This is a genomic window from Dolichospermum circinale AWQC131C (assembly GCF_000426905.1).
Lineage (GTDB): Bacteria > Cyanobacteriota > Cyanobacteriia > Cyanobacteriales > Nostocaceae > Dolichospermum > Dolichospermum circinale.
On record NZ_KE384638.1, the window covers coordinates 314 to 13,466 of the forward strand.

General features: G+C 36.8%; 16 protein-coding genes. 10 read left to right on the top strand and 6 right to left on the bottom strand.

Features of this window, described 5'->3' with window-relative positions; all coding sequences use genetic code 11:
- The first annotated feature begins 22 nt into the window (after positions 1 to 22).
- Genes ACIR131C_RS0117785 through ACIR131C_RS0117810 form a run of 6 tightly spaced genes read left to right on the top strand, consistent with a single transcriptional unit; the run spans position 23 to position 3,586 of the window.
- Positions 23 to 1,456 carry a cation:proton antiporter gene (locus ACIR131C_RS0117785; RefSeq protein ID WP_028091284.1) on the top strand — a complete coding sequence of 478 codons (1,434 nt, stop codon included), beginning with the start codon at positions 23 to 25 and terminating at the stop codon, positions 1,454 to 1,456.
- On the top strand, positions 1,453 to 1,839 hold the full coding sequence (locus ACIR131C_RS0117790) for a Na+/H+ antiporter subunit E (RefSeq protein ID WP_028091285.1): 387 nt from the start codon (positions 1,453 to 1,455) through the stop codon (positions 1,837 to 1,839). Before ACIR131C_RS0117785 ends, ACIR131C_RS0117790 begins: the two co-directional genes overlap by 4 nt.
- Positions 1,836 to 2,093 (top strand): hypothetical protein, encoded by a 258-nt coding sequence (locus tag ACIR131C_RS0117795; protein WP_028091286.1) that lies wholly within the window; start codon positions 1,836 to 1,838, stop codon positions 2,091 to 2,093. Before ACIR131C_RS0117790 ends, ACIR131C_RS0117795 begins: the two co-directional genes overlap by 4 nt.
- The gene (locus tag ACIR131C_RS0117800) at positions 2,090 to 2,368 is read left to right on the top strand and encodes a monovalent cation/H(+) antiporter subunit G (protein ID WP_028091287.1); all 279 of its coding nucleotides are present in this window, start codon (positions 2,090 to 2,092) and stop codon (positions 2,366 to 2,368) included. Before ACIR131C_RS0117795 ends, ACIR131C_RS0117800 begins: the two co-directional genes overlap by 4 nt.
- The gene (locus ACIR131C_RS0117805; protein ID WP_028091288.1) at positions 2,361 to 2,903 is read left to right on the top strand and encodes a DUF4040 domain-containing protein; all 543 of its coding nucleotides are present in this window, start codon (positions 2,361 to 2,363) and stop codon (positions 2,901 to 2,903) included. The genes ACIR131C_RS0117800 and ACIR131C_RS0117805 overlap by 8 nt, the downstream gene beginning before the upstream one ends.
- A gap of 20 nt (positions 2,904 to 2,923) precedes the next feature.
- Positions 2,924 to 3,586 (top strand): Na(+)/H(+) antiporter subunit B, encoded by a 663-nt coding sequence (locus tag ACIR131C_RS0117810; RefSeq protein WP_028082275.1) that lies wholly within the window; start codon positions 2,924 to 2,926, stop codon positions 3,584 to 3,586.
- A 67-nt stretch (positions 3,587 to 3,653) separates the two neighbouring features.
- Here the strand turns inward: ACIR131C_RS0117810 and ACIR131C_RS0117815 are convergent, their stop codons facing one another.
- Positions 3,654 to 4,376: a TerC family protein gene (locus ACIR131C_RS0117815; RefSeq protein WP_028091289.1), complete on the bottom strand. Its 723-nt coding sequence runs from the start codon at positions 4,374 to 4,376 to the stop codon at positions 3,654 to 3,656.
- A gap of 327 nt (positions 4,377 to 4,703) precedes the next feature.
- On the opposite strand from ACIR131C_RS0117815, the gene ACIR131C_RS0117820 reads away from it, so the two are divergent.
- Both ACIR131C_RS0117820 and ACIR131C_RS23235 read left to right on the top strand, forming a co-directional pair.
- The gene (locus tag ACIR131C_RS0117820) at positions 4,704 to 6,164 is read left to right on the top strand and encodes an aminotransferase class I/II-fold pyridoxal phosphate-dependent enzyme (protein ID WP_028091290.1); all 1,461 of its coding nucleotides are present in this window, start codon (positions 4,704 to 4,706) and stop codon (positions 6,162 to 6,164) included.
- Between the two features lie 101 nt (positions 6,165 to 6,265).
- Positions 6,266 to 6,778, top strand: a complete 513-nt coding sequence (locus tag ACIR131C_RS23235) for a DUF2059 domain-containing protein (RefSeq protein WP_051347613.1) — start codon at positions 6,266 to 6,268, stop codon at positions 6,776 to 6,778.
- A gap of 19 nt (positions 6,779 to 6,797) precedes the next feature.
- On the opposite strand, the gene dusB is transcribed toward ACIR131C_RS23235, so the two are convergent.
- The gene (gene dusB / locus ACIR131C_RS0117830; RefSeq protein WP_028091291.1) at positions 6,798 to 7,847 is read right to left on the bottom strand and encodes a tRNA dihydrouridine synthase DusB; all 1,050 of its coding nucleotides are present in this window, start codon (positions 7,845 to 7,847) and stop codon (positions 6,798 to 6,800) included.
- 109 nt (positions 7,848 to 7,956) lie between these two features.
- Between dusB and ACIR131C_RS0117835 the strand changes: the two genes are divergently transcribed.
- Positions 7,957 to 8,451, top strand: coding sequence for a TM2 domain-containing protein (locus tag ACIR131C_RS0117835; RefSeq protein WP_028082279.1), 495 nt, complete (start codon positions 7,957 to 7,959; stop codon positions 8,449 to 8,451).
- 141 nt (positions 8,452 to 8,592) lie between these two features.
- Here ACIR131C_RS0117835 and ACIR131C_RS23240 read toward each other — a convergent pair whose 3' ends face one another.
- The 3 genes from ACIR131C_RS23240 to thrC all read right to left on the bottom strand — a co-directional run bounded on the left by ACIR131C_RS23240 (position 8,593) and on the right by thrC (position 10,935).
- Positions 8,593 to 9,042, bottom strand: coding sequence for a DUF2996 domain-containing protein (locus tag ACIR131C_RS23240; RefSeq protein WP_051347614.1), 450 nt, complete (start codon positions 9,040 to 9,042; stop codon positions 8,593 to 8,595).
- A gap of 174 nt (positions 9,043 to 9,216) precedes the next feature.
- Positions 9,217 to 9,492 carry a MoaD/ThiS family protein gene (locus tag ACIR131C_RS0117845; protein WP_028082281.1) on the bottom strand — a complete coding sequence of 92 codons (276 nt, stop codon included), beginning with the start codon at positions 9,490 to 9,492 and terminating at the stop codon, positions 9,217 to 9,219.
- A gap of 138 nt (positions 9,493 to 9,630) precedes the next feature.
- Complete coding sequence (thrC, locus tag ACIR131C_RS0117850; protein WP_028082282.1) at positions 9,631 to 10,935, bottom strand: threonine synthase; 1,305 nt, start codon at positions 10,933 to 10,935, stop codon at positions 9,631 to 9,633.
- Between the two features lie 585 nt (positions 10,936 to 11,520).
- On the opposite strand from thrC, the gene ACIR131C_RS0117860 reads away from it, so the two are divergent.
- The gene (locus ACIR131C_RS0117860) at positions 11,521 to 11,871 is read left to right on the top strand and encodes a hypothetical protein (RefSeq protein WP_028082283.1); all 351 of its coding nucleotides are present in this window, start codon (positions 11,521 to 11,523) and stop codon (positions 11,869 to 11,871) included.
- Between the two features lie 55 nt (positions 11,872 to 11,926).
- Here the strand turns inward: ACIR131C_RS0117860 and ACIR131C_RS0117865 are convergent, their stop codons facing one another.
- Positions 11,927 to 12,925 carry a cyanophycin synthetase gene (locus tag ACIR131C_RS0117865; protein WP_028091292.1) on the bottom strand — a complete coding sequence of 333 codons (999 nt, stop codon included), beginning with the start codon at positions 12,923 to 12,925 and terminating at the stop codon, positions 11,927 to 11,929.
- Positions 12,926 to 13,153 lie beyond the last annotated feature (228 nt).

Genomic DNA, 13,153 nt, shown 5'->3' on the forward strand with positions numbered 1-13,153 from the left:
GGGTCTCCTGGAGGAGGTTTAGATGAATACTATTACATTGACTTGGATTGCTACCCCATTTTTTCTAGGGTTCATCATTTTTATCGTTCCCAAACTCAACCGACATTTAACTCTGTGGGGAACTATTGCTTCTGCTGCTTATGGGTTGCAGTTATTTCTCAATCCATCACCTGTGACACTGAATTTACTAGACAGTTTCGGTATTAAATTAATAGCAGACGAGTTAAGCGCTTACTTTATCCTCACAAATGCTATAGTCACGGCTGCTGTTGCTCTTTACTGCTGGCGCAGTGATAAAACTGCTTTTTTCTATGCTCAGATGATTATTGTCCATGGTAGCCTCAATGCTGCCTTTGTCTGTGCAGATTTCATTAGTTTATATGTGGCTTTAGAGGTAAGTGGTATTGCGGCCTTTTTATTGATTGCTTATCCCCGTAGCGATCGCTCAATTTGGGTAGGTTTACGGTATCTATTTGTAAGTAATACTGCCATGTTGTTTTATCTGGTTGGTGCGGCGCTGGTTTATCAGACACATCATTCCTTTAGTTTTACAGGTTTAAAGGGATCACCACCGGAAGCACTAGCATTAATTTTTCTGGGATTATTAATCAAAGCGGGGATTTTTGTATCCGGTTTATGGCTACCTTTAACTCATTCTGAATCAGAAACACCAGTTTCTGCATTGATGTCGGGAATTGTCGTTAAAGCCAGTGTTTTACCTTTATTACGTACTGCATTCGTTTCCGAAGAAATTGATATTATAGTCAGAATTTTTGGGGTGGGAACAGCTTTAATGGGTGTATCCTATACTGTTTTGGAAAAAGATACCAAGCGCCTGTTAGCATTTAGCACTATTTCTCAGTTAGGCTGGATTCTCGCTGCACCGGCTGTAGGTGGATTTTATGCCCTCACCCATGGATTAGTCAAATCATCTTTATTTTTGATTGCGGGTTCTTTACCCAGTCGCAATTTTAAAGAATTGCAATATAAACCCATTCATACAACAATTTGGATAGCCTTAGTGATCGCTAGTTTATCAATTTCTGGTTTTCCTTTATTATCAGGTTTTGCTGCTAAGAGTTTAAGCATGAAAAATTTAGCATCTTGGCAATTTATAATTATGAATATTGCCGCACTTGGTACAGCAATATCCTTTGCTAAATTTATTTTTTTACCCCACAGTCGAGAAGGAGAACAGAAAATTAAACCAGGTTTTTGGATATCAATAATATTTTTGATCACTGGTTTAATTGTTGCCAATATTGTCTATCCTCAAGCTTATAATACTGCTGATATTACAAAAGCACTTATAACCATTGCTGTGGGCTGGTTAGCCTATCATCTTATTTTCAAAAAGTTATCAATATCTTTACCTCGTGTATTTGAAGAATTTGAGCATTTGGTTGGTGTCATGGGTTTAACTTTAATTTTGCTATTTTGGATGGCTTTACCATGATTGGACATCTCATATTAAGATTATCAATTTGGTTTTTACTCACTGCTAACGTCAGTTTAACAAATATTATCATTGGTGTAATTATTGCCTTAGTTTTACCACGTGGTAAATCGTCACCAGAAAAATTAAAAGCTTGGTTAAAGGTGATAGTTAAAATCTTTGTTGCCATTCCGGTAGCTTTTATGGAGGCATTTGAAATTATCCTCCGTCCCCATAAACAAGAAGAAATTATCATGGAGAAAGTCAAACTCAACAGATCACCATTATTGGTTTTTATTGATATATTTCTGATTACCTTTACCCCTAAAACCATAGTTTTGAAATACCACGAAGAAGGATGGTATGAAGTTCACTATATTAAACCCAGTAAAAAACAAGCATGAACTTAGAAATAGTCTTAATAGCAATGATTTTGGCTTTACTTATTCCCATCTATGAAGCTTGGAAAAGTGATGATACATGGCAGAAAATGTTAGCTTTTGGTAGTATTTCCAGTAAAGTAGCAATCATGATTCTTGTAATTTCCGTTTTGCGAGATGATTGGATGATTGGTGTAGTCGCAGCGATTATTTTGAGTGTAGGAAATGCCGGATTAATGTTATTAGCACATATCCTGAGAAGATTGGGTGAAGTATGATCAACTTTCTGAGTTATAGCTGTATAGGTATAGGCATAGTTTTTTGGTTTTGGGGAACTTTTCATTTAGTTAGCAACAGATCAGTATTATTCAAATTACATGGACTTTCTGTTGCTGATACTTTAGGTTCAATGATGATTATCATCGGACTATTATTGAAAATACCCAGTGAATGGCCATTACTTATTCTGGGCATTATTTCCTTAGCAATTTGGAATACTATGCTGGGTTATGTATTAGCATATTGTTCAACACAAGAGGCAAAAAATGAATGATACTTATCTCTATTTGATCATTGCTTTATTACCCTTAACTGCGGGGATGTTGGTAACTCAAACTAACCCCTATCATGCTTTAGTGATTCGTGGGGTACTCGGTGCCATAGCCGCAATGGTAGATGCAGTTTTAGGAGCAGCAGATGTGGCTTTAACAGAAGCATTAATGGGAACAATGCTATCAATTACTCTCTATGCAATTGCAGTCCGTTCATCTTTAGTTTTGCGTCTTGGTGTCATTGAAAATCAGTCAATAGAAAAAAATCAGGATAGCACTTTCCCACAACTTATCAACGAATTTCGCCAGATTTTTAACAAACATTACTTACGGTTAGAAATTGTTCCCTATAGCAATAACCAAAGTTTACAACAGGCATTAATAGAAAAGGAAATTCATGCTACTTGTGTGCGTTTGGAAGAAAGTAATCCAGGAGAAGAAACCTACCAAACTGCAATTCGAGTGCAACGTATCTATAACATTATAGAAAGTGAACTTTCATCACCAAAAACAATTTTAAAATATTTCCATGTTTGACATTTAGGGGAGCAGCATCTATGAAATTAGTCTACATTTTAGCGGGAATAGCTTTATTTGTGAAAATGCTGATCATGCCTAATTATGAACCGAATTTATCAGATATTTCCATTGTGGAAACAGTAGTTAAAGAAAGTGGTGTTCCCAATGCAGTATCCGGGATTATTTTCAGAAACCGGTTATATGATACAATCTTTGAAGTAATTGTTTTTACTATCGCCATTCTCGGAGCTAATTTTTTACTAGCTAATGACAAACCATCTTGCAGTATTTATCAATTCAAAGATCAACCATCAATAATATTAGCTCGTCTAGGGGCGACAATTGCGGCGTTAGTGGGTATTGAATTAGCAATTAGGGGACATTTGAGTCCTGGGGGCGGTTTTGCGGCTGGTGTCGCTGGTGGTACAGCCATTGGACTCATAGCAATTACTTCATCATATCAGTGGATGCAGGATATTTATCACCGTTGGCACGCTGCTACTTGGGAAAAGGTTTCGGTATTGGTTTTCATTGTTTTAGCAGTGATAACTTTATCGGGGCTAGAATTACCCCACGGTGAGTTAGGGGCCTTATTTAGTGGTGGAATTTTGCCGATATTAAACATCCTAGTTGCTGTTAAGGTAGCATTAGGTTCTTGGGCTGTGGTTTTGATTTTTATTCGTTATCGCGGTTTGTTATGAATTGAGGAAAGGTTCAGGAAAGGTAATTGGTAATAAACTCTTACCTGTTACCTAGTTCCCGTCCTCATCACTTTGAGACTTCAGTTTTTTCCCTTTCTTCTGGGACTAATTCAACAACGGTACGCTTGGAAAATCCCCAAGCTAAGATCACACCAATAACAGTTACTACCAGCCATTGTGGTGGGACTAAATCATCATTGATGACTTTTAACAGCAACCGTAAACCCACAAATGCGACAGTAATATAACCCGCGTCTTCTAAATTTTCATATTCATCTAACCAGCGGATAAATAATCCAGCCATGAATCTGAGGGTGAAAATACCAATGGTTGTACCGGTGATTACTAACCATGTTTCTTGGGAAACTGCGATCGCGGTTGTGACACTATCCAAGGAAAAAGCTAAATCTGTCAAGGCAATCACGGGTATAGCTTGCCACAGGGAATTAAACCGTGGACCGTGATGATGATTGGATTCGTCTTCCTGAGAATTAAAGTGTTGAAATACTAACCATAAGAGATAACCAGCGCCCAAAAGTTCAAATTGCCAAAATTTTTGTACCCAAGTCGCTGTTAACAGCAGGGTAATTCTTAAAATATAAGCGAATACTAAGCCAATGTTGAGGGCTTGATCTTCTCGTTTTTTGTCTTCTAGTCCTTGGGCGATCGCAGCGAGGGCGATCGCATTATCAGCGGATAGTACCGCTTCTAAAAATACTAATATCAAGAGAACGATGGACGCTTCAACGCTGAAGTGAAAGTTTAGGTCATTAAATATTTTGTCTAACATTTTTCACAAGAGGGGGATAATTAAAAATTAATAGGAGATTTTTACTGTAGAACGCACATTGACACTCTAAATTACCTCCTTGTTGTTTACGCAATATGTTTATTATATATCAGAATGTTAGATTTGTAGGTTGGGTTGAGGTAAGAAACCCAACATGAGCGTCGGGTTGCGCTGTCGCTTAACCCGACCTACAAAAAATGGACAAGGCATTGTGTTGTTTACGCAATATGTTTATTATATATCAGAATGTCAGAGCCGAGAAAATAGTTAGTATTGCTGAGAGAGTTTTTATCCCTTGCTTAAAAGACGCTAGGGGACATTCAAAATATGCTGAATCAAAACCAAACCCCGCTCATAGAGGCCTTAAAAGCCTGTACAACCCGTTCTCATGCGCCATTTTACACCCCAGGGCATAAACGCGGCCAGGGTATTTCCCCAATTTTCAGCGATTTATTAGGTAAAGATGTCTTTCGCGCTGACTTAACGGAATTGACAGAATTAGATAATTTATTTACACCCCAAAGCATAATTTTAGCAGCACAAGAATTAGCAGCGGAGGCTTTTGGGGCAGAGAAAACATGGTTTTTAGTTAATGGTTCTACCTGCGGAATTGCAGCTGCAATTCTTGCTACTTGTAGAATGGGAGAAAAAATAATTCTCCCGCGCAATGTTCATTCTTCAGTTATTTCTGGATTAATTCTTTCTGGTGCAATTCCTATTTTTATAAATCCTGAATATGATGAATATTTAGATATTACATATAGTATAAGACCCGAATTAGTAAAAGCAGCATTAATTAAACATCCAGACACAAAAGCAGTATTGATAGTTTATCCAACTTATAATGGTGTTTGTGGAGATATAAAGGCAATTTCACACCTAACTAATCAATATAATATTCCTTTAATTGTAGACGAAGCCCATGGCGCACATTTTCATTTTCACCCACAATTACCGACCTCAGCTTTAACCGCAGGTGCAGATTTAACTATACAATCAATTCATAAAACATTAGGGGCAATGACACAAGCATCAATGTTACATATTCAAGGAAATAGAATTGATATTGATAGAATTAATAAGGCCTTACAATTAGTTCAATCTACCAGCCCTAGTTTTATACTTTTAGCTTCTTTAGATGCTGCACGTCATCAAATGGCAATACATGGCAAAAAATTGATGTCTCAAACTTGGGAATTAGCTCAAGAAGCAATAATTAAAATTAATCAAATTCCTGGTTTATCTACTCCTTTAATTAATAGCAAAAAATCACCAGGATTTATAGATTTAGATCAAACTAGATTAACTGTAAATATTAGTAAAATAGGATTTACAGGCTTTGCGGCTGAAGAAATTTTAGATAAAAAATTTCATGTCACTCCAGAATTTTCATCTTGGCAAAATCTCACATTTATTATTAGCTTAGGAAACACAAAAGCAGATATTCAAAACCTAATTCAGGGATTAAATAATCTTACCCATGTCACCCCCTTGACATCTGAGTGTCAACCGTGTAAGAATAGAAACGATGCTATAATGGCTCATCATCTGTCCATTTCTCCCCGTGAGGCCTTTTTTGCTAGTAGCGAGGTATTACCTGTAGAGGAAACCCAAGATAGAATTTGTGCAGAAATTATTTGTCCTTATCCCCCAGGAATTCCTGTATTAATGCCAGGGGAAATAATTACAAAATCAGCTTTAGAGTATTTGCAAGAAATTCAAAATATGGGTGGTTTTATTAGTGGTTGTGCCGATGAAACTTTACAAACTCTAAAAGTTGTGAAATAATATAAAATAGTGTTTCTAGATCATAACCCCTGCTCTCTTACGGGGATATTATACTTTACTCAACCAACAACCGCTATAATACAAAACTGGGTTTTAAAACAATGCAAATAAAAACTTTTATTTTCGCGGTTTCACTGTCCTTTCTCTCTACCGTCAATATCCCAGTTTTTGCTCAAGTTCGAGTTATTCCGACTTTACCAACTAACAAAATTGAAGATCAAGAAAAAATCAGTAATATCAAGAAATTGTTAGATATAACTGGTTTTAAAAACATAGCAAGGTTAGAAACCATCAAATTAAGAGATAGCTTCAAAGCTAAATATCCTCAAATACCTGCAAAATTTTTAGATGCTTTTTTGGCTGAATTAAAACTAGAGGAAATAGTAGATGAATTAATTCCTCTTTATAGCAAATATTTTACCAATGAAGAAATAAAAGGAATTATTGCATTTTACGAAACACCTCTGGGAAAGTATTATTTAACTGTGAGTCCTCAAATTTCTAATGAAGCAGAAGAAATTGGTCGAAAATATGGGATACGAGCCATGCAGAGAGCATTGCAAAAATTGAAATTAGAAGGATTGAAATCAGCAGGATATGTCACCCCAAATTAATGAAACCTGATCTTGATATTTATGCTATGGTTGCGGGTATTTCTTCCTCAATTTCATAACCATGAGTTAAATTTTCCTTAGCTCTATCAATCAAATCTAAACCTTGTTGTACCGTTTCCATTAAACTTAATTTACCTCGTAAGTCAGCAGCACCAGCAAAACCTTTAGCATACCAAGTCATGTGTTTACGCGCTTGACGAACTCCCCTATCTCCCTTGTATTCCCATAAAGCAAAAAGATGTTCTCGCGCACATTCTAAACGTTGAATGGGGTTAGGTGGTGGTAATAATTCTCCCGTTTTTAAAAAATGATCAACCTCACCAACTAAAAAGGGATAACCTAAAGTCCCACGAGAACACATTACCCCATCTGCGCCAGTTTGTTCTAAACATTTTACCGCAGCTTCCACAGAAAAAATATCCCCATTACCAATAACAGGAATTGACAGCACTTCTTTAACTTTAGCTATCCATTCCCACCGCGCATTACCATTATAACCTTGAGCGCGAGTGCGTCCATGAACAGTAATCATTTTTGCTCCCGCGTCTTCCATGCGTTTAGCAAAATCTAAAATAGTAATTTCATTTTCATTCCAACCAATACGAGTTTTCACAGTTACAGGAACATCTACCGCTTTCACAACTTCCCGCACAATTGCCTCTGCAATTTCCGGTTGACGTAATAAAGAAGAACCACCACCATTTTTAGTAATTTTATTAACTGGACATCCCATGTTAATATCAACAGTATCTGCACCTTCCGCAACCGCTTTTATTGCTGCTTCCGCTAGAAAATCGGGACGACAATCAAATAATTGAATACTAATAGGTCTTTCTTGAGGATCTACCTCCATAATTTTTGGTAATTGGTTAACATAGTGTAAACCCGTTGCATTGACCATTTCCGTATACATCATAGATTCTGGTGCATAACGACGTACTAAACGACGAAAGACCAAATCAGTCACCCCCGACAATGGAGACTGTAAAACACGGCTTTTAACCGCAAATGAGCCAATTTTGAGAGGTGTCGAAAGTCTAGCTTGAAGTTCAGGAGAAAGAGAAATCATGGTTAAAATTAAAAATAGAATCGTTAATTGGGGAATTGAAGACTAACGAAGGGTAGTTAATCAAAGGGTAGATGATTAAACCAGTAAATCCTAATGGACATAAAATAAAATGACTATAAAAAACAATCAAAATCAAGATCGTCTTCTTGTTTCTTATCTTCTGTGTGGAGCAGGTTTTTTTGGTATAGGAGGCTTACATCGCTTATATAATGGCAAAATCGGTACTGGTTTATTATGGCTATGTACTGGTGGTTTATTTTATATTGGACAACTTGTTGATTTAGTGATCATACCGAATATGGTTGACGAATATGAGCAAAAATTGCGGTTAAAAGCAGGTGTATCATCTGCGGGTATACCCATGAATGAGCGGATATTTATATCACAAGTTCACCAACCAAATGGTAAACCACTCATTGTCAAACTCATAGAAGCAGCAGAGGCTAATGGTGGTAGTTTAACAGTAACTCAAGGTGTTAAGGCCACAGGAGCTAGTCTTATAGAAGTAGAAACCATGCTCAAAGAAATGCTACAATCAAATCATGTAACAATAGGCAACAACCCTATTTCTGGAGTTGTGACTTATTACTTTGATGAATTGTAAAATCAAGAACCTTCATTCATTAATGAATGGAAAATCTTAATTTCTCTCCGCGCCTGTGCGTGAGATAAAAAAACAACAATTAAACCCACCAAAAATAAGTAACGACCCCATTTCTGAAGTCGTGACTTATGATTACGTTAACTAATTTCTACCTAGCCATTTTTGACCGTTCAAACGATATACTAACCGAGATACTAACAAATCTAGGGTGATTTTCCGCTCGTCAATTAAAAATGATTCTAGGGTACTGGGTTTTTTACCTTCATTACAGGAAAAACCCTTTTTACCTTGAATATTCTCTTCGGGGAAATATACATTAAACTGGCGTTGTCCCCCTTGCCAGGAACCGATAACTTGCCAACATTCTTCCGCTGAGGTAAAACCAATTATGGAATACTTCTGCTTGGCAAAAGTCAGTTTTACATCTGGCACACCTTCTTTTGTAATTGCTTCTTGCAGCGCTGGGAGATAATGTTGCTGCATAAACTCTTCAAAAGGTTTATCTTCCAAAGCTGGGGGTTTTTCCTTTTTGGCAGCTTTGGCGGCGGTTTTTTCGCTTTCTGCTGGAGTTTGTGTGGTTTCTTCTGCCATTGCTCGTTTTGGGGTAGTCAGTTATTTTTATTTTGACATACCAGAGCCATGAATTTTGCAATTTTATTCATTTACTGTTGAAGCAGAGCCTCTGGACTACATTCCCAGTGGGAGACTGGGAATGAGATAAGGAGATATGACTAAAACTTTATACTTTAAACATTTATATATGCTTCAACCACCTGCAACAGCAGGAACAATACTCACCTCGTCACCATTATTGAGGGCTGTTTCTGTACCGTCTAAAAAGCGAATATCTTCGCTGTTAACATAGAAATTCAAGAACCTTAAAGGTTCTCCTTCTGGCTTACGCAACCGCCCTTTGATAGCAGGATAGCTGTCTTCTAAGTAATCAAACAATTCAGAAATATTACTACCACTGCATTCTAGGACAGCTTGCTCGTTTGTAAACTTTTGTAGAACGGTGGGAACTAAAACTTTTACGGCCATTGTTTAAACGTTAATTGTGAGTGAGTAAGTAAGCTAAATAGGCGGTTATAAACCGCGACAGGTAAAAACCTGAATTTTTGTTGAGTCCACGGAGGTGGACTTTATTTGCATAACTGCGGTTTCTCACCGCTCAAGCTTCTAAACTAGAACTTGTTGCCATTCTAAACGGTCAAGGGTCCGGGATCTTTCTAAAGCCCGCTCAAAACTGTCTAGTTTGGCCTCAATTGTCAAAGGTTCGCCAATATAACCTTGAATTGCTTCCTGGGTTTTCAACCCATTGCCAGTGATATAAACTACCGTGGTTTCATCTGGATTGATTTTGCCAGCCTCTACCAATTTCTTCAGAACTGCAATGGTTGTACCCCCTGCGGTTTCTGTAAAGATGCCTTCGGTTTCTGCTAATAATTTAATACCTTCGATAATTTCGGCATCATTAACTGATTCAATATTACCGTTGGTTTTTTGAGCTATTTCTACAGCATATACCCCATCTGCGGGGTTGCCAATAGCGATTGATTTAGCAATTGTATTCGGTTTAACTGGTTTAATAAAGTCTTTACCTTCTTTAAAGGCTGTTGCAATGGGAGAACAACCTTCTGCTTGAGCGCCGCTGAACCGGACAGCTTTATTTTCTACTAAACCAACTTCTACAAATTCTTGGAAACCTTTATAGATTTTAGTGAACAAAGAACCAGAAGCCAAGGGTGCAACTATATGATCTGGTAATTCCCAACCTAGTTGTTCTGCAACTTCAAAGCCCAAGGTTTTAGAACCTTCAGAATAGTAAGGACGGAGGTTAATATTCACAAAACCCCAACCATGGGTATTCGCAACTTCTGAACAAAGACGATTAACTTGATCATAGTTTCCTTTGACTGCCATGAGGGTAGGACTATAAATCAAACTACCGATAATTTTACCAGCCTCTAAGTCAGAAGGAATGAATACACAACAATCTAAACCAGCATGGGCAGCGATCGCTGCGGTAGAATTTGCTAAGTTACCTGTACTAGCACAAGAAACAGTTGTAAAACCTAATTCTCTCGCTCTACTGAGGGCAACGGATACCACCCGATCCTTAAAACTCAGGGTGGGCATATTCACGGCATCATTTTTAATATAAAGCTTATTTAGACCCAGGCGACGGGCAAGACGGTGAGAACGCACCAAGGGAGTCATCCCTGTACCGACATCTATATAATTATCTGTAGCAACTGGTAAAAAGTGACGGTAACGCCAAATAGAATTGGGACCTGCTTCAATAGTTTCTCTACTAACTAAGCTTTTAAGAACATTGTAATCATATTTGACTTCTAGCGGACCAAAACACAATTCACATACATGAGTAGCTTTAAGCTCGTATTCTGCGCCACATTCTTTACACTTCAATGCCTTGAGTATGGAAGTGTTTGCTTGGTTGAGGTTTGTAATCGCCTGAGTCATAATTTACCTTTCCCTGGATGTCCGTCAACTTTGAAATCATAGTAGCACGAGACAAAATCATCGTCAAACATACCCGACAAAAATTATCGGGTTTGGTTACTCAACCGCAGCAATTACCAGAAAATTCATGAATTACTCTCACAAAAGATCAGGCTTTAGCAGTACGCACTTGAGTGAAATACTGTTAGTAACAGCTTGTCTAGTTCCCCTGCTTGGGGTTTTATGACAACTAACAGGTAACTTGCTGTGTGTAACCAGTTGGGAGTACAAAATTTAGTATAAAATAACGACAGATACAAGCCAGGAATGGGGGGTAAATACTGATTTATAGATTTTTGGTGAAAAAATACTAAAAATCATTTACATCCTGGAATTAATGCCATATATTATTTATCAATACAATCTAAAAACCAAATAAATCCTAGCAGTCAAAGGGCTTGAGTGCTAATGTCTGAGGTAATCTTGAAACTGATGTAATTGGCAGAAATTCTACTTTTTCTAGATGAAGTTAGCGGACTTTTCCGCAATAGTTTTTGCCAAAAACAGAGGTTTATCAGCAATTGATAACTTTGGAGGACGAGAATGATTAAATACAGTTTCAATTTGATAGGGGTATCTCCTGTTTGGCATTTTTTTAATCACCAACAACAGAGTTTAGTAAAACCACAACATCAAGGGATAGAATATCTAGGAACTCACACTTGTACCTTAGATGCGTTCCTAGAATCTATAGAACCAATTCCTGTAAAATGGGGTTGGAATTTAGATCAAGTGGTAGATACGGTAATTGAGTTTTGGATGAATAATGCTGAGAGTATTAACTATTGGAAATCTCGTTTACAAGATGCCGGACATGATAGTTTACTCGTAGCTAGAGTAGCAGATATGAACTATTTGTCTGGGGAATTGGAATCACTACTAGAGAAAAATTTGTAACTCTTAATTACCACCAATAGAATAGCAGGAAACAGGAAACAGAGTATTTTTTTGTTTACCTGGGAACTGCTATGTCATTTTCTAGTGCTTTGAGAATTTTTAAATACAATTCTTCTACTTTTTGCGCTGCTACTTTACCACTAGCAGCATAGTGATCTAACCCGGGAGAACCATTGACTTCAATTAGCGTATAATCTGTTATTGGCATAGTAATATCATGGGTGAGTATATCTACTCCTGCTAATCTTAATCCTATATCTTTAGTAATATTAATTGCTAATTTTTGAAAGTCTGGATGAATAGTTTCGGAAAAATCTACAGCCTCACCTCCACTAGATAAATTAGCATTATCTAAAAGATAAACAATCTGATTATGAGTAATCACGCTATCCCAATGAAGATTTTGTGTTTTTAACTTTTTATCAATGCGGAAATCATCAACTTTAATAACGTTTTTTCTACCGAAGCTAATAAATTTTTCCTGCTTTTGTTGTAGCAACTCTAAAACATTAGATATACCATTACCGACAACAAATAAGGGAATCCTTTGATAAGCAACAATCACTTCATTATCTAAAACAACAATTCTATAGTCATTACCACTATAAAATTTTTCTACAATCAATCCTGATTTAATTTGGAATATTTTATCAGCTACATCATAATATTCTGCATGATTATATACTTTAGTAACTAATATTCCCTGACTCAGATTGAGAGGTTTAACAATTACAGGAAATCCCATTGATTCTGCATAATTAAATCCATCATCAATATTTCTGAAATTTGTCAATTTAGCGCGTAAATTATCATTAAAAAAAGTTTTTCCTTCTGGAACTTTATATCCAAATTGCTTCAGGAAAAAATTACTATGTGCTTTATCTTTAACTAAATTGGCTGCCCCAAAACCATTAATATCTAATTTGCTATGACTAAAAACTGACTTTTTGCCATTTTTAAATGTAATATGTCCCACTAATTCATATTCTGGTTCAACTAAAACTATAGCCCCTATTTCCAATGCTACTTTTTTGATAATTGATGTAATTGACATTTTTATTTTTCCAGACTATCTCAGATTAGACAGAAAAAGTATAGCAACATTCGTAAATATTTGACAATCTAAAATCTCAGGTAATTCAGGACTTACACATCTGGCATAATACATGAAATCGTAGTTAGGACTTTAGTCCTATGTTCAAAACCCTATGGTAACACTCATCAGGGTATGAAATCGTAGTTAGGACTTTAGTCCTATGTTCAAAACCCTATGGTAACATCC